The organism is Bacillus fonticola (genome assembly GCF_012955605.1).
Classification (GTDB): Bacteria; Bacillota; Bacilli; order Bacillales; family JC228; genus Bacillus_CG; species Bacillus_CG fonticola.
In genome coordinates, this window is record NZ_CP052135.1 from 1,330,652 (window position 1) to 1,347,770 (window position 17,119).

Sequence of the window (17,119 nt, forward strand, 5' to 3'; positions counted from 1 at the left end):
GAATTAGAAGGAATTAAAAGGTGGATGTCTAATACATATATTACGGTATTTTTATGGAATGTTTCCGGTAAGGGGGGAGAAGTTTAATTGATCGATTCAAAGATGCGAAGGTGGTTGGATGACCACATAAAAAAGTTAAACTTAGTAGATACAATGGAGCAACCGAACGGCTTTACCCGTCTAAGCTATTCTGAAGAAGAATGGCAGTCGATCGATGTGTTTTGCTCTGTGGCGGAACAACTAGGTTTGCAGGTAAGACAGGATGAGGCCGGAAACAGGATTGCACGCTGGGATGTGGAATCGGATGTAAACCATACTTTGCCTGCTGTTACAGTCGGATCTCATGTCGACACCGTTACAAACGGAGGCGGGTATGACGGTGTAGCGGGCGTGTTGTGCGGCTTAGGAGCTATTAAACAATTAAAGGACGAAGGATTTGAACCCGCCTTCCCACTTGAAGTAATTTGCTTTGCATCAGAGGAATCGGCGCGCTTTGGCGTTTCCACGATCGGTAGTAAAGCGATGTCGGGTATTCTTGAAACGGATGCACTTGCCGATGTGCGAGATCAGGATGGTATATCAGTTAGGGAAGCAGTTGAAGAAAGAGGGCTAAGCTGGAGTAACATCACACACTCGGAAAGAAATAAAGATGAGATTAAAAGCTTCGTAGAACTCCATATCGAGCAAGGGGTCCGCGTTGAAGATGCCAATGCCCAGTTTGGTGTGGCAACAGCCATTGCTTGCCCCATTCGCTTACAAGTACAGGTCGAGGGGAAAATGGGCCATACGGGAACAACGCCAATGGGGAAACGTCAAGATGCTCTCGTTGCCATTTCCCCACTAGTTTCATTTGTTTCTGAAAAAGCAGAACAGCTGTCAAATGAAAGCTCTTATCCAATTGTAGCCACCGTGAGCACGCTAACAGTAAAACCGAATGTGATGAATGTCATACCAGGGTTTGTAAAAGTAGGTATTGATATCCGTAGTGTCGACGATGAGCTAAAGAAAAAGATGGAAAGTTTAATACGTGATCAGTGTGAAAACCTTGAAAATCAATATGATGTCAAAATAAATGTCAATACTCTCGTTCACAACGCTTCCGTCTCATTGGATCAAGCGCTTGCGTTAAAGCTGAAGCGTCTAGGAGAAGAAGTAGGTTACAAAAGCTTTGTGATGGAGAGTGGGGCAGGACATGATGTGATGAATATGGCAAAAAAGTGGCCTTCAGGACTGATCTTTATTCCGTGCCGCGATGGATTAAGCCATCACCCAGAAGAACACGCTTCTTTGGAAGATTTGGAGCGGGGAGTTAATATAATCACTGCGTATTTAAAAAAGGAAGCGAGTGAATGATCCCTTGTAAATTTGTGAGTTGAAAAATATGTCGAAATTATGAAGGAATTGTGACGTAAATATAGAATTATATATTTAGGAATGAATAGGGAAATATACCAAAATAAAATAAGGGAGGGATCACTCTTGGCCAAATTACAAAAGGCTGATGAGACAAATACAAATCAGTCCAAGGGCTTGACGCGCTTTTTAAATACGATTGAGCGAGTGGGTAACCGTCTGCCCGATCCATTTATGCTATTTGTCATTTTAGCCGTGCTTGCCATTCTTTTATCTTGGCTTATAAGCAGTTTTGGAACAACTGTTGTACATCCTGGTACAGGTGAGGAACTACCGATTAGGAGTCTAGTTTCTACAGAAGGCTTGCAGTACATTTTGACATCCATGCTCTCGAATTTTACAGGCTTTGCGCCACTAGGTGTTGTGTTAGCCATGATGCTCGGAATCGGTTTAGCAGAAAAGGTAGGGTTACTCGAAAGTGCTATTAAAAAATCTATTTTAAACGCACCAAGGTCCCTCGTTACTTATGTAGTCATTTTTATCGGAATCTTAGGAAACTTAGCGTCTGATGCAGCGTTTGTAATTATTCCACCGTTAGCAGCCATGGTGTTTGCTACTGTTGGTCGTCACCCGTTAGCTGGGCTCGCGGCTGGGTTCTCTGCAGTTGGTGCCGGATTTTCTGCGAACTTTATTATTGCCGGAACAGATGCGTTGTTGTCTGGGATATCAACCGAGGCGGCTAAAAGCGTGGATTCTTCGGTGATAGTTACAGCTGTAGATAACTGGTATTTCATGAGTGCATCGGTTGTTGTTCTCGCGATTACTGGGGCACTTATTACCGAAAAGATCATAGAACCTAGACTCGGGGAGTATAAAGGGAAAGTGGACAAAACATTAGACGAAGTCAGCCCATTAGAAAGTAAAGGTCTCAGAAATGCTGGGATTGCGGCACTTATTTATATCGCTGTTCTTGCTCTCGTGTTATTTATCCCGGATTCTCCGCTACGAAATGAAGAGGGAGGAATCATCCCCTCACCGTTTTTACAAGGAATTGTCCCGATTATCTTGTTTTTATTCATTACAGTCGGTGTGGCATACGGGGTTACGGTGAAGAAAATCACAAAGTCTAGTGATGTCTCAAAATACATGGGTCAAGCTATGAAAGATATGTCCGGATTTATCGTGTTAATCTTTGCAGCCGCGCAATTTATAGCATATTTTAATTGGAGCAACATGGGAACTTGGGTTGCCGTGAGTGGAGCAGGGATATTAGAATCGTTGAATTTGACGAGTACTGTTCCGGTTATAATTGGATTTACGCTGTTTACGTCAGTATTGGCTCTCGTCATATTTAGCGGTTCCGCACTATGGGCGCTTGAGGCACCGATCTTTATTCCGATGTTTATGCTACTAGATTACAATCCAGCTCTTATCCAAGCAGCCTATCGGATTGCGGATTCGTCGGTGAATATCATTACTCCGCTCAATCCGTATATCATTATTGTGCTTGCATTCATGAAAGAATACGATAAAAAAGCTGGCTTAGGTTCACTCATTTCATTGATGCTTCCTTACAGCATCATCTTCCTTGTTGTCTGGACTCTCCTTTTACTTGCATTTGCATTACTAGGAATTCCGCTTGGACCAGGAGTTGAATATAGGCTGTAGATCACCATATGAACGAAGCCCTTATGAGTTGCGACGCATAAGGGCTTTGTTCATAGCTAGGGGCTGACCTCTAATTTGGTTAGCCCCTTGAAAATGGTTGTAAAAATGAGTTATGGTGCAGTGAAGGTTTTTCTAAGTCGGTTTCATCTGTGGGTATCAATAGGTGGTGATCGTTACGAAGAGAGCTCGTCTAGCCTTTCTTCATGTTCTTGTAGTTGCAGCTCTTGCACGCCGATCTTCCGGTAAAGAAAGTCGTGGGTTTTTTCTTGACGCTTTAAGCGTTTGTTCAGCTCAGCAAAGCCTTCTTTTGTCTCAGAGCGTAATTCTTTTACGTAAGCATTTGTTACATCAATACGAGCATGGCATTCAGCAAAGCCTTTATCCATCTTCTCGTTTGTTTCATCGATACGAGCATGGCATTCAGCAAAGCCTTTATCCATCTTCTCGGTTGTTTCATCAATACGAGCATGGCATTCAGCAAAGCCTTTATCCATCTTCTCGTTTGTTTCATCAATACGAGCATGGCATTCAGCAAAGCCTTTATCCATCTTCTCGTTTGTTTCATCAATACGAGCGTGGCATTCAGCAAAGCCTTTATCCATTTTCTCGTTTGTTGCTTTTAGCTCCGAACGGATATCAGCAAAACCATTGTCCATTTTTTCGTTTGTTGCTTTTAGTTCAGAATAGACCTCAGCGAAGCCTCTTTTCATGCTTTTATCTAGCTCAATAATAGCCTGCATAACTTGACCTAGTTCCTTTTCAGACATTGTCGTTCCTCCCTTCCTTCATTTTTGAATGGTACGCCTACTATTCTAGCAAAAAAGAGCGAATGTTAGTAGGGAAAGTTCGTTAAAAACCATCAAATCCTTCCACAAAGTTTACAAGTCCTTTTCTTCTTGTCTTCCGAATCGTTTTTTGTTTATACTATTAGTACCTAGTCATAGTTTCTAGTCATAATAGAACTGGATGGATGTACATGAAGCTAAACAAAAAAGAGCGACAAAAACAATTGCAAACCGCCATTGATGACAATCCATTTTGCACGGACGAGGAGTTGGCGGAGCGATTTTCTGTGAGCATTCAAACGATCAGACTCGACCGAATGGAACTTTCTATTCCAGAATTGCGTGAACGGATTCGGACAGTAGCAGAGCGACGTATCGATCAAGAAGTTCGTTCGCTTCCTATAGATGAAGTGATCGGAGAAATGGTGGATGTGGAGCTCGATGAGAGTGCCATTTCTATTTTGGATGTCGGCGTGGAACACGTGTTTAAACGAAACGGTATAGCACGTGGTCATCACTTGTTTGCTCAAGCAAATTCGCTGGCCGTTGCAGTTATTGATGATGAGCTTGCTCTAACTGCGAAGTCAAACATTACGTTTACGAGACCTGTTAAGCGCGGGGAGAGGGTCGTTGCCAAAGCTAAGGTGACTCGTAACGAGAAAGAAAAAGGTCGTACGATCGTACTGGTAGAAAGCACTGTGAACCAAGAGCTTGTCTTTACCGGCGAATTTGAAATGTATCGTTCGCACGACAATAGAGGAGGCCAAGCGGAATGAAGCTCGCGATAGATATAATGGGCGGAGACCACGCCCCTCACGCCATTTTGGATGGTGTACATAAAGGGTTGGAAGCATTCCCAGATGTAGAAATGCATTTATTCGGAGATCCAGCTGTTATTCCAGCAACACTTTCTTCCCACGATCGGGTCGTCGTTCATGCAACGACAGAAGTGATAACATCGGATGACGAGCCGACTAGAGCCGTTAGAAGAAAGAAAGATTCCTCCATGGTGCGTGCGGCTAGTGCTGTGCGCGAAGGAGAGGCTGATGCCTGTCTTTCTGCAGGAAACACAGGTGCCCTCGTTGCTAGCGGTTTGCTTATTGTCGGACGGCAAAAAGGGGTCGAACGGCCGGCACTAGCTCCGACGCTTCCTACGCTAGATGGAAACGGCTTTGTATTTTTAGACGTTGGGGCTAACGTGGAAGCAAAGCCGCAGCACCTGTATCAATACGCTCTCATGGGACATGCCTATGCAAAAAGTGTACGAAACGTTGAGCGTCCACGAGTAGGACTTCTAAATGTGGGAACCGAGGATCAAAAAGGAACGGCGCTAACGAAGGAAACGTTTGAGCTCCTTCAAAACGAATCCTCCCTTCATTTTATCGGAAACGTAGAAGCGCGAGACCTTCTGCATGGTGTAGCAGATGTTGTCGTAACAGACGGATTCACAGGAAACATGGTGCTGAAATCAATTGAAGGAACGGCATCAGCCCTGTTTTCGATGCTAAAGGAAACGTTCAGTTCTTCCCTAAAGGCAAAACTAGCTGCAGGAGTGTTAATGAAAGATTTGAGAACACTAAAGGGGAAAATGGATTACAAAGAGTATGGGGGTGCGTCGTTGTTTGGACTAAAGGCGCCTGTCGTCAAAGCGCACGGCTCATCTGACGCACAAGCTGTCTTCCATGCAATTCGACAAGCTCGTCTTTTAGTAGGAGCCAACGTATCCCAAGCCATACAAGTGGCTGAACAAAAGGAGGAGTAAGTATGAGGAAAACCGCTTTATTATTCCCAGGTCAAGGCTCCCAAGCAGTGGGCATGGGAAAAGAACTTGCTGAGCACTATGAAGAAGTGAAACAGGTTTTTAATCGTGCAGATGAACGCTTACAAGAAGAGTTTACGAAGCTTATTTTTGAAGGCCCAATTGAAACGTTAACAGAAACGTACAATGCTCAGCCGGCGTTATTAACAACATCCGTCGCCATTCTAGAGAAGCTGAAAAAAGAAGGCGTCACGTTCGATGTCGTAGCAGGCCATAGTTTAGGAGAATATTCGGCGCTTGTAGCAGCTGGTGTACTTTCATTTGAGGATGCGGTTTATGCCGTTCGTCAGCGCGGCATTTTTATGGAGGAAGCAGTACCGAATGGACAAGGGGCGATGGCCGCTGTTCTCGGCATGCCTGAAGATCGCCTCGCTGAAGTGTGCAAAGTGGTCTCGAAAAGAGGAAACCTTGTGCAACTGGCCAACATTAACTGCCCTGGACAAATCGTTATTTCAGGGACAAAAGAAGGAGTTGACGAGGCAGGCCGGGAAGCAAAGGAACAAGGAGCTAAACGCGTCATTCCGTTGAACGTGAGTGGACCATTTCACTCTAAGCTGATGGAGCCGGCCGGGGAACAGCTACAAAAAGTTTTAAAAGGGTTCTCGTTCCAGGAAGCAACAGTACCAGTAGTAGCCAACGCCACTGCACAACATGTCAGAGATGACGCAGAAATCGAGCAGTTGCTTATTAAGCAAATCACCTCCCCCGTTCTTTGGGCACAGACCATTCAATCTATGCTGGAATTTGGAGTCGATACGTTCATAGAAGTCGGACCTGGTAAAGTTCTCTCTGGACTCGTCAAGAAAATCGAACGAAAAGCGACCGTTCTTCCAGTTTACGATGAAGAAACGCTACAAAAGACGTTAGAGACGTTACGTGAAACAAAGGGAGAACAAGAAGCCTACTAACAGTTAGCTTCAGAGGAGAAAGGAGCCATAACAGATGAGATTAGAAGGAAAGGTTGCCGTAGTAACAGGCGCTTCTCGTGGAATTGGACGAGCGATCGCCCTGACGTTTGCCAAAGAAGGCGCAAACGTAGTCGTCAATTATGCTGGAAGTGAGCAAAAAGCAAAAGAAGTCGTGGCCGAAATAGAACAGCTCGGTCGAAAAGCGATCGCAGTACAAGCAGGGGTGCAACATGCAGAAGAAGTGTCTGCTTTAATCAAAACAACTGTGGAATCATTTGGACGAGTGGATATTCTCGTCAATAATGCTGGGATAACACGTGACAATTTGCTTATGCGTATGAAAGAAGAAGAGTGGGATGACGTGATCAATACCAATTTAAAAGGTGTATTTTTAACGACCAAAGCGGTCACGCGTCCAATGATGAAGCAGCGCAGCGGAACGATCATTAACATTTCATCAGTTGTGGGCGTATTAGGAAACCCAGGGCAAGCAAATTATGTAGCGGCGAAATCAGGCGTCATCGGTTTAACGAAAACGTCAGCCAAAGAATTGGCAGCGCGTAACATCCGTGTCAACGCGATTGCACCAGGATTTATTTCTACAGACATGACGGACCAGTTAAGTGACGATGTACGAGAAGCGATGCTAACCAATATTCCTTTAAGTAAATTAGGTAAACCTGAAGACATTGCAAACGCAGCCGTCTTTCTTGCAAGTGAAGAAAGTCGATACATGACCGGTCAGACGCTCCACGTTGATGGAGGAATGGTCATGTAAGGATTGTTTAAAGACAAAGTATCCCTTATAATACTTGAGGGGAGGTGAATCCTTATGGCAGACGTATTAGATCGTGTAAGCAAAATCATCGTGGACCGTCTCGGTGTCGATGCATCAGAAATCAAGCCAGAAGCCTCTTTCAAAGATGATCTAGGTGCAGACTCCCTTGATGTCGTTGAACTTGTTATGGAGCTTGAAGATGAATTTGAAATGGAAATTTCAGATGAACAAGCAGAAAAAATCGTCACAGTGGGTGACGCTGTGGATTACATAAAAGGCAGTATGTAAGACACGCTTTGACAGTGGAAAGCTCCGTACTTCATGCGGAGCTTTTTATTTAACGATAGCATTTGCCCCTTTGAACCGGGGATCTGATAAGTGTGTCTGTAACAGATGGAAAGGAAGAAGTAGGTGGGAGCCATGAGCAAAAGGCAAAAAGAAAAACAAATCCAAAAAGAGAAATTGACTGGGTTTCAGCAAACCATTTCTATTGCATTTAGAAATGAAGCGTTGCTTGAACAAGCATTTACCCATTCATCATATGTGAATGAGCATCGCAAAAAGCCTCATGAGGACAACGAACGATTGGAGTTTTTAGGAGATGCGGTGTTGGAGTTAACAGTATCCCATTTTTTGTATGGACAGTATCCAACGATGTCCGAAGGGGAACTAACAAAGCTACGTGCTGCCATCGTCTGCGAGCCATCACTCGTTATTTTTGCTAACGAATTACGCTTTTCAGAGCTTGTGTTACTCGGAAAAGGAGAAGAGTTGACTGGCGGAAGAAATCGTCCGGCTTTATTAGCAGATGTGTTTGAAGCGTTTGTAGGGGCCCTCTATTTAGACCAAGGAATTCATGTAGTCCAAGCGTTCCTTGAAAAATGGGTGTTTCCAAAAGTGGCGCGTGGTGCTTTTTCGCATGTGATGGATTTTAAAAGCCAGCTTCAAGAGCGCGTACAACGCGACGGGGCAGGTGGGCTAGAGTACAGTATCGTCAATGAGCAAGGTCCTGCCCATAGTCGAATTTTTGTTGCACAGGTGCATTATAACGGCGACGTTCTAGGTGAAGGAACGGGGCGGTCGAAAAAAGAAGCTGAACAAAATGCGGCCAAATTGGCAATTGAAAGCTTTCAAAATAAAGAACAAGGATGGTAAGGGGGTGGCTGCAACATGTATTTAAAACGATTGGAATCAATCGGCTTTAAATCGTTTGCTGAGCACATCTCAGTAGATTTTGTACCCGGGGTCACCGCTGTTGTGGGTCCGAACGGAAGTGGAAAAAGTAATATAACAGACGCCATTCGCTGGGTGTTAGGTGAGCAGTCGGCGAGGTCTCTTCGTGGTGGAAAAATGGAAGACATTATTTTTGCCGGGAGCGACAGTAGAAAGCCACTTAACTTTGCCGAGGTCGGTCTTACTTTGTCCAACGAGGACGGGGCGTTACCGCTAGATTACGATGAGGTCAACGTCGTTCGTCGTGTATATAGAAGCGGGGATAGCGAATTTTTCATAAACAAGCAATCGTGCCGTCTTAAAGACATCATCGATTTATTTATGGATTCTGGTTTAGGGCGAGAAGCCTTTTCCATCATCAGTCAAGGACGAGTGGAAGAAATCTTGAACTCTAAATCGGACGAGCGCCGCACTATTTTTGAAGAAGCAGCAGGGGTGTTGAAATACAAGAATCGCAAGAAAAAAGCAGAGGGTAAATTGACCGAAACAGAAGGAAACCTTTATCGTGTGCGCGATATTTTAGGAGAGCTTGAAGGTCAAGTCGAACCGCTGGGCATGCAGGCGTCTGTTGCCAAAGACTTTCTCGAGCAAAAAGAAGAGCTAAAGCGTGTCGAAGTAGCGGTTATTGCCCAAGAAATTGAGGAACTCCACCTTCAATGGCAAGAGTGTGAGTCTTCTTTAGAAAAATTGAATATGCTAGACATGGAAACATCGTCCCATTTACGAGAAAAAGAAGCAGCAGAGGAACAGATGAAAGGACGGATCCATGCGCTAGACGATTCGATCTCGAACTTGCAGCAAGTGCTCCTTGAAACCTCTGAAGCTTTGGAAAAAGTGGAGGGCCAAAAAGGGGTTTTACAAGAACGTCAGAAAAATGCCGAAACGAACCAAGCGCAAATGAGGCAAGCTAGAACCGAGCTTGAAGAGAAACTTGCTGCCACAGAATCCGAAATAGAGACCCGGAAAACGAATGTAAATACGCTAGAAGCCGACTTGAAAGAGGCGAAAGTCAGACTACAAAAACTAACCGCAACCCTTTCTCATATTGAAGAAGGCATAGAGGACAAAATAGAATCACTCAAAAGTGAATACATCGAGCGTCTTAACGAGCAAGCACGTTCCAAGCATGAAAAAACGCATATAGATGACCAACGACGACGTACATCTACGCAAAAAAATAAGGTGCAAGAGGAAAACTCGTCATTACTGCAACAACGTGAGCAGATTGAAAAAGAAGTCCGCGATGTAAAGGAGAAGCGTATTCAGGCAGAGGAAAAAGTGCAAAACGCTTTGCAAAACTACAAAAGAGTAGATAGAGAGCGCCACACGCTGGAAGAAAAAATAGAATCACTTGAATCCCAGTTATACAGGGCGTACCAATTCCTCCAGCAAACGAAGTCGAAAAAAGAGATGTTGGAAGCGATGGAGGAAGAGTATGCTGGCTTTTTTCAAGGTGTAAAGGAAGTACTCAAGGCAAGAGAATCGCTACAAGGAGTGCACGGCGCGGTAGCCGAATTAATCCAAGTGGACGAGGGGTATAAAGAAGCGCTCGAAATGGCTCTCGGTGCTGCTCTTCAACACGTTGTTGTAGAAGACGAGCGAACTGCACGAGAATCTATCTCGTTTTTGAAAAAAAACCGAGCCGGACGTGCTACATTTTTGCCTCTCTCCACAATGAAGGCGCGCAATATTCCTGAGCAACAGCTTCAGCGTGTAACGAGTCATTCGGATTGGATCGGGGTGGCGAGCGATCTCGTTACAACTGCCCCTATTTATGAATCGATAGTGAAAAATTTGCTCGGGATGACTGTTGTCTCCAAAACGTTGCAAGGGGCGAATGCCATTGCTTCTGCCCTTGGCCATCGGTATAGAGTCGTGACGCTAGAAGGCGACGTAGTTAACGCCGGTGGTTCCATGTCAGGTGGAGCACAAAAGAAGAACCCGAATTCTGTGCTTTCTCGGAAAAAAGAGCTGGAGTCTTTGCAAAAAAAGCTCGCTCAAATGGAGAAGGATTCTGTACAGTTTGAAGATAAAGTGAAAAGTCATAAGCAACGTTTACGTGAACTGAACACGCTTCTGCAAACAGCACGCGAAGATGGAGAAGCACTACGACTTCAAGAGCAAGCGATTAAAGGGGACGAGCGCGAGGTGGAAGCTCGTGCGAAATCGTTACAGGAACGCTTGCGAGTATACGATTTAGAGCAAAACCAGCTCTCAACCGACGCCAGGTCTCTTGAGGAAAAAGAACGTGCTGTTTCCGTTCACTTGAAAGAACTAGAAGCGACCATTGCTAATCTAGACGCCACCATTCAATATTTGACCAAGCAACAACAAGAACACGCCGCCTCGAAGGAACAACTTCACGACCAATTAGGCGAAGTGAAGATTGAAGTCGCGACAAAGCGCGAACAACTGCAATACGCAAAAGAACGCTTTGAAACGATGGAAACAGAGCGTGCGGCGTGGCAAGCAGAGTGGAAAAAGCTAGACGATGAATTGCGATGGTTAACGAGCGAAATGAACTCAACGACCTCAGGAGAATCTGAGCTAGAAATTTCCTCTCGAGAAAAGGCTGCTGAAAAAGAACGCACGCTTCAACTATTGAAAGAACGGCGAAAAGAGCGCATGGATGCCCAAGAAAGCTTGGAGCAACTCGTACTGGAAGCGAAGGAGCTTCGTCGCCAGCATCGAAACGTGACTGAGCAAGTTTCCATGGAGCAGGTAAGAGCAAATCGAGTTGACGTCGAGCTGGAAACGAAGCTAGGCATCCTTCGAGAAGAGTATGAGCTTTCTTTTGAATTGGCAAAAGTTGAGTTTCCGCTGCAGGAACCCCTGCAAGAAGCGAAGAAGCAAGTGAAACTCATTAAGCGCGCCATCGAAGAACTAGGAACGGTCAATCTAGGGGCCATTGAGGAATTTGAACGCGTACACGAGCGCTATACATTCCTTCTGGAGCAAAAAGACGATTTGGAGCAAGCGAAAGCCACATTGCACGACGTCATTGAAGAGATGGATGAAGAAATGGAAAAACGCTTTGCGACGACATTTTATGCGATTTCTTCCCAATTCGAAGGCGTCTTCCAAGCGCTGTTTGGTGGAGGACGCGCAGAGTTGCGATTAACTGACCCAAACGACCTGTTAGAAACTGGCGTCGATATTGTCGCGCAACCACCAGGAAAAAAGCTAACAAACTTAGGGCTACTCTCTGGTGGAGAACGCGCACTAACAGCCATCGCCTTGCTGTTCTCGATTTTAAAAGTGCGCCCGGTTCCGTTTTGTGTGCTTGACGAAGTAGAGGCAGCGCTTGATGAAGCAAACGTTGCACGATTTAGTCACTATTTGAAACAATTCAGCAAAGAAACGCAATTTATCGTCATTACCCATAGAAAAGGCACAATGGAAGGAGCAGACGTCCTCTACGGCGTCACGATGCAAGAATCTGGTGTGTCCAAGCTCGTTAGCGTGAAGTTAGAAGAGCGTCACCTCGTCACCTAATCAATGTCTAAAGTGAAAAACACATCCGCGAACCCCGAAGGGAAACCAAGTGACTAGCAGGCAACCGCGTTCAGTGGAGCGGGAAACCGTTCTGAATCCGCGATCGTGGCGAGAAATCCGCGATCGCGAGCAGATATCCGCGATCAGGAGCATATATCCGCGATCAGGAGCATATATCCGCGATCAGGAGCATATATCCGCGGTCAGAGGAATATATCCGCGGTCAGGAGCAGATATCCGCGATCAGAGAAATATATCCGCGATCAGAGGAATATATCCGCGATCAGGAGCAGATATCCGCGGTCAGAGGAATATATCCGCGGTCAGGAGCAGATATCCGCGATCAGAGAAATATATCCGCGATCAGGAGCAGATATCCGCGGTCAGAGAAATATATCCGCGATCAGGAGCAGATATCCGCGATTAGAAGAATATATCCGCGGTCAGGAGCAGATATCCGCGGTCAGGAGCATATATCCGCGGTCAGAGAAATATATCCGCGATCAGGAGCATATATCCGCGATCAGAGAAATATATCCGCGGTCAGAAGGTCGAACCCGCGTAGGTGTCATGACCCTGTACTCACACACAAACATCAATTTGCAATAAAAAGGAGTGTCGACCTCATGAGCTTTTTCAAAAAATTAAAAGAAAAAATCACACACCAAACCGATAGTGTCACCGAAAAGTTTAAAGACGGATTAACAAAAACGCGCGATAACTTTACGGGGAAAGTGAATGACCTCGTATCGAGATACCGCAAAATTGACGAGGACTTCTTTGAAGAATTAGAAGAAATCCTCATCGGTGCAGATGTTGGTTTTGATGTGGTCATGACACTCGTTGAGCAACTGAAGACGGAAGTGAAACGACGAAACATTCAAGACCCTCGCGAAGTTCAAGAAGTGATCTCTGAGAAACTCGTTGACATCTACGAAGCTGGGGACGACACATCCTCAACTCTTCAAATGAACGAGGATGGCCTCACTGTCTATTTGATCGTAGGGGTCAACGGTGTTGGAAAAACAACAACAATCGGAAAGCTCGCCAACCACTTCAAATCGCAAGGCAAAAGTGTCGTACTCGCAGCCGGTGATACGTTTCGCGCCGGAGCCATCGAGCAATTAGAAGTATGGGGTGAGCGAGTCGGCGTACCTGTTATTAAACAAGGAGAAGGCTCGGACCCAGCAGCGGTCATGTATGACGCAGTTCAAGCAGCTCGCGCGCGCGGTGCGGACGTATTGCTATGCGATACAGCTGGTCGTTTGCAAAACAAAGTAAACTTAATGAACGAGCTCTCCAAGGTGAAGCGTGTTATCGAACGCGAAGTACCAGGAGCGCCGCATGAAGTGCTACTCGTCTTAGACGCGACAACTGGACAAAACGCCCTCGTCCAGGCGAAGCTCTTTAACGAAACAACGAACGTATCTGGCATTGTGTTGACAAAGCTAGACGGAACCGCAAAAGGGGGCATCGTGCTCGCCATCCGTCACGAGCTCCACATCCCAGTGAAATTTGTCGGACTTGGAGAGCAAATGGACGACCTGCAACCATTCCAAGCAGAGCATTTTGTATACGGGTTGTTCTCCGATTTAGTTGAAGAGAAAGACTCGGCGGGGTCCTAATCTCAACACGTTTGACACAACAATGACCGGGGCGATACACTGAATGTAAAGGGGTTTGGGTTAACATTAAAGGTGAAGGCTAAACGCGACGCCTTTCATACCGACATCGTGTGGGCCTAAGGGGGAGCGAGCATGATTGATAAAACGACGCGCATGAACTATTTGTACGATTTCTATCATGTGCTCCTAACAGAGAAACAACAAAAATACATGGGACTCTACTATTTAGATGATTTTTCACTCGGTGAGATCGCTGAACAATATGAAGTAAGCCGTCAAGCGGTTTATGACCATGTGAAACGAAGTGAAGCGATGTTTGAAGACTATGAAGAGCGACTCGGACTGGTGCAAAAATATCAGCAGCGAAATGAGCTGCTCAAACAGTTGAAAAAGGCAACCGAGGTAGAACCGATCGACAAACAAACCGTACAATCCTATCTACAGCAAATAGAAGATTTAGAGTAAGAAAGGGAGGCGAAGCAGGTGGCATTTGAAGGACTATCCGAACGTTTGCAAGCCACAATGCAAAAAATTCGCGGAAAAGGCAAAGTGTCTGAGCAAGACGTCAAAGACATGATGCGTGAAGTGCGTTTGGCTCTTTTGGAAGCAGACGTAAACTTTAAAGTTGTAAAAAGCTTCGTGAAAACAGTCTCCGAACGCGCAATCGGCCAGGACGTCATGAAAAGTCTTACCCCAGGTCAACAAGTTATCAAAGTCGTAAAAGAAGAATTGACGACACTCATGGGCGGAGAACAAAGCAAAATCAACCTTAGCGCTAAGCCTCCTACCGTCATCATGATGGTCGGCTTGCAAGGTGCCGGGAAAACGACGACCACTGGGAAACTGGCAAACGTATTGCGCAAAAAATACAACAAAAATCCGCTTCTCGTCGCCGGTGACATTTACCGTCCTGCAGCGATTAAACAGCTCGAAACACTCGGAAAACAACTAAGCTTTCCCGTGTTTTCAATGGGAGATAAAGAAAGTCCCGTAACGATTGCAAAAGAAGCAATTGCCAAAGCTAAGGAAGAGCACCATGATGTCGTTCTTCTCGATACAGCCGGCCGTTTGCACGTTGACGAAGACTTAATGAACGAATTGAAGCAAATGAAAGAAATCGCGCAACCAGATGAAATTTTGCTCGTTGTCGACGCAATGACAGGGCAAGACGCTGTTAATGTCGCGAAGTCCTTTGATGATTTGCTCGGTTTGACAGGCGTTGTGCTCACGAAACTCGACGGGGATACACGAGGTGGAGCAGCTCTTTCTATTCGTTCCGTTACGGAAAAACCGATTAAATTTGTTGGGATGGGCGAGAAAATGGACGCTCTCGAATCGTTCCACCCAGAGCGGATGGCACAACGAATTCTCGGAATGGGCGACGTGATGAGCCTGATCGAGAAGGCGCAAGATAACGTCGACCAAGATAGGGCAAAAGAGCTCGAACAAAAAATGCGCACGATGTCATTCACGTTCGACGACTTTTTAGAGCAAATGGGGCAAGTCCGAAACATGGGACCACTTGATGAACTATTAAAAATGATCCCTGGCGCCAACAAGATGAAGGGTCTCGACAACATGCAAATCGATGAGAAGCAACTGAACCACGTCGAAGCGATCATCAAATCAATGACCAACGCAGAAAAAGAGAACCCAGAGATTATGAATGCTAGCCGGAGAAAACGGATCGCAGCTGGAAGCGGTACGTCGATCCAACAAGTCAATCGCCTCATCAAGCAGTTTGACGAAATGAAAAAAATGATGAAACAAATGACCAACATGCAAGGCAAAAAAGGAAAAAAACGCGGCGGAATGAACTTTCCGTTTATGCAGTGATAAGTGGTGAGACAGCTCTCGATTTGGGGGGCTGTTTTTTTTTACGTCTGTGATGGAGAACGTTTGATCGAAAAAATTACAATTCCGCCAATTAACAAAATGCTACGGTGTTCATAACACTTTGATTTCCTGTTTTGCATTATGTGAAATCTAACTAGGGTTAATTGAGAACGGTGAATAAAATTACATAGTTTAGGCAAAAGTTGCGCAAGTAGTGTGGAATACCCCCTGCTTTTTGCGTGTTTTTAGAGGGGTACTTGCCCAAGTTGGGAAAGTGAGCTTGATTTTGGTCCTAAAATCAGTGTATTTTTATTGAATTTTCCCAATACACAAATTATAAAACCTGTGGAATAATTGGTTTATGAGGAGAAAGCAGGAAGGGAGCAAATAGTCCTTGTAGTTGTGTGATGCATTTAGTTGATTTTACTAATCATGGCTTTGCTCCAATCAACCACTAGGGAACAGTTGAAAAATCTAACAAGAAAAGCAGAAAATTTTTTAGAAAAGTAAATGTTTAACCACTTTCCTGAAACTCTTTCAAACTTTTCTAAGTGTTAGGTGGTACTCTCAATTTTATTGGGGTTGATTTACACCGATACTTGCTGAAATCTCTATGTTACTTAATCTGTCAATAAAACCGCAATATGAAAAGGGGGAAGTTAAATGAAATTTAAAAAGTTATTACCTTGCTTAGTTGTTGGAATGCTAGTTACTGGAAATGTTCCAATTGTTCACGGGGAAGAGAATGTAAACAATTATGATACATTTAGCTACATGAAAATTGACGATATTAGTGTAAAGAAGACTGAAGACGGTAGGATTTTCCTTAGTGAAGTTGCTACTGAAAAAATTGACAAAATGAAGGAAAAAAGGCTAGACAAGATTTTAACTAAAATGGGGTTTGAAGAAGAAGAGGTTTCTGATATGCCCCTTGGGTTGAAGCGGCTAATTGTAGAGAAAGGTGGGATAAAAGTTAAAACTAAGAAGGAGAAACCTGAAAAGGATGAGGGAATTGCAAGTATTGCATCCGCTTATTCAGATACCTCGGATTATGAAATAAATGATGAAATTGATGGTGGTCACCTGAAGGGAAGAACATATGTAACTAGAGGCGCCTCTACAAGTACTGAATATAGATATAACTTTTTCAATGATTTCGAGTGGACTGAAATGCCCGACAATAATTATGAAGACTTATTCGGCTGGGGAGTAGATAATAGAGGGACAGTTGTTGAAGGAAATAATGGTCAACGAGTGACTTACAGGTACGGTGTAGATCAGACTGGTACTGCAGAACTACAAAAAGTTATTGGAGCAAATAATGTAAAATGGTCAATGAACACATTAAGGTGGGCTTCGGGATATGATTATGAAGGCTATGGTTATCAAGAAGTGAGATATGCTAAAAGAGATAGTGGATTGACTGGTTCGATTTATGGTGTTTATGGACATGAAACATCATCTGGCTCTGGGGGTACCGCTGCAATTTCAGTAAACATAGGATTTGTTGGATTATCATGGTCGCCATCTAACAAATCAAATGTATTAACAGAAACTTGGGTAGAGAGTTTCACCATAGGAGATTAGTAAGGGTCGAATTGTTCGTAAATATGCACGTT

At 44.7% G+C, this 17,119-nt stretch carries 15 protein-coding genes; 14 read left to right on the forward strand and 1 reads right to left on the reverse strand.

Annotation, left to right across the window (positions count from 1 at the left end; all coding sequences use genetic code 11):
- Positions 1-87: 87 nt before the first annotated feature.
- Both HHK01_RS06520 and HHK01_RS06525 read left to right on the forward strand, forming a co-directional pair.
- Positions 88-1,353, forward strand: coding sequence for a M20 family metallo-hydrolase (locus tag HHK01_RS06520; RefSeq protein WP_322619384.1), 1,266 nt, complete (start codon positions 88-90; stop codon positions 1,351-1,353).
- A 126-nt stretch (positions 1,354-1,479) separates the two neighbouring features.
- Positions 1,480-3,021, forward strand: coding sequence for an AbgT family transporter (locus HHK01_RS06525; protein ID WP_228027684.1), 1,542 nt, complete (start codon positions 1,480-1,482; stop codon positions 3,019-3,021).
- 173 nt (positions 3,022-3,194) lie between these two features.
- Here HHK01_RS06525 and HHK01_RS06530 read toward each other — a convergent pair whose 3' ends face one another.
- Positions 3,195-3,788 (reverse strand): hypothetical protein, encoded by a 594-nt coding sequence (locus tag HHK01_RS06530; RefSeq protein ID WP_170007022.1) that lies wholly within the window; start codon positions 3,786-3,788, stop codon positions 3,195-3,197.
- A 209-nt stretch (positions 3,789-3,997) separates the two neighbouring features.
- Here HHK01_RS06530 and fapR point away from each other — a divergent pair, with 209 nt between their 5' ends.
- The 12 genes from fapR to HHK01_RS06590 all read left to right on the forward strand — a co-directional run bounded on the left by fapR (position 3,998) and on the right by HHK01_RS06590 (position 17,087).
- The gene (gene fapR, locus HHK01_RS06535; RefSeq protein ID WP_170007023.1) at positions 3,998-4,582 is read left to right on the forward strand and encodes a transcription factor FapR; all 585 of its coding nucleotides are present in this window, start codon (positions 3,998-4,000) and stop codon (positions 4,580-4,582) included.
- Positions 4,579-5,568, forward strand: a complete 990-nt coding sequence (gene plsX / locus HHK01_RS06540) for a phosphate acyltransferase PlsX (protein WP_170007024.1) — start codon at positions 4,579-4,581, stop codon at positions 5,566-5,568. Before fapR ends, plsX begins: the two co-directional genes overlap by 4 nt.
- 2 nt (positions 5,569-5,570) lie before the next feature.
- Positions 5,571-6,533, forward strand: a complete 963-nt coding sequence (fabD, locus tag HHK01_RS06545; RefSeq protein ID WP_170007025.1) for an ACP S-malonyltransferase — start codon at positions 5,571-5,573, stop codon at positions 6,531-6,533.
- A 34-nt stretch (positions 6,534-6,567) separates the two neighbouring features.
- Positions 6,568-7,311, forward strand: a complete 744-nt coding sequence (gene fabG / locus HHK01_RS06550; RefSeq protein WP_170007026.1) for a 3-oxoacyl-[acyl-carrier-protein] reductase — start codon at positions 6,568-6,570, stop codon at positions 7,309-7,311.
- A gap of 54 nt (positions 7,312-7,365) precedes the next feature.
- The gene (locus HHK01_RS06555; RefSeq protein ID WP_170007027.1) at positions 7,366-7,599 is read left to right on the forward strand and encodes an acyl carrier protein; all 234 of its coding nucleotides are present in this window, start codon (positions 7,366-7,368) and stop codon (positions 7,597-7,599) included.
- A gap of 132 nt (positions 7,600-7,731) precedes the next feature.
- Positions 7,732-8,466 carry a ribonuclease III gene (rnc, locus tag HHK01_RS06560; protein WP_170007028.1) on the forward strand — a complete coding sequence of 245 codons (735 nt, stop codon included), beginning with the start codon at positions 7,732-7,734 and terminating at the stop codon, positions 8,464-8,466.
- A 15-nt stretch (positions 8,467-8,481) separates the two neighbouring features.
- A complete protein-coding gene (smc, locus tag HHK01_RS06565) occupies positions 8,482-12,039 on the forward strand; it encodes a chromosome segregation protein SMC (protein WP_170007029.1) in 3,558 nt (1,185 codons plus the stop codon).
- 105 nt (positions 12,040-12,144) lie between these two features.
- The gene (locus tag HHK01_RS06570) at positions 12,145-12,648 is read left to right on the forward strand and encodes a hypothetical protein (protein ID WP_170007030.1); all 504 of its coding nucleotides are present in this window, start codon (positions 12,145-12,147) and stop codon (positions 12,646-12,648) included.
- 17 nt (positions 12,649-12,665) lie between these two features.
- Entirely contained in the window at positions 12,666-13,664 is a 999-nt protein-coding gene (gene ftsY / locus HHK01_RS06575) for a signal recognition particle-docking protein FtsY (RefSeq protein ID WP_170007031.1), read from the forward strand.
- Positions 13,665-13,796: 132 nt separating this feature from the next.
- The gene (locus HHK01_RS06580; protein ID WP_170007032.1) at positions 13,797-14,129 is read left to right on the forward strand and encodes a putative DNA-binding protein; all 333 of its coding nucleotides are present in this window, start codon (positions 13,797-13,799) and stop codon (positions 14,127-14,129) included.
- A gap of 18 nt (positions 14,130-14,147) precedes the next feature.
- A complete protein-coding gene (ffh, locus tag HHK01_RS06585; RefSeq protein WP_170007033.1) occupies positions 14,148-15,500 on the forward strand; it encodes a signal recognition particle protein in 1,353 nt (450 codons plus the stop codon).
- 663 nt (positions 15,501-16,163) lie between these two features.
- Entirely contained in the window at positions 16,164-17,087 is a 924-nt protein-coding gene (locus HHK01_RS06590) for a hypothetical protein (RefSeq protein ID WP_170007034.1), read from the forward strand.
- Positions 17,088-17,119: the final 32 nt, after the last annotated feature.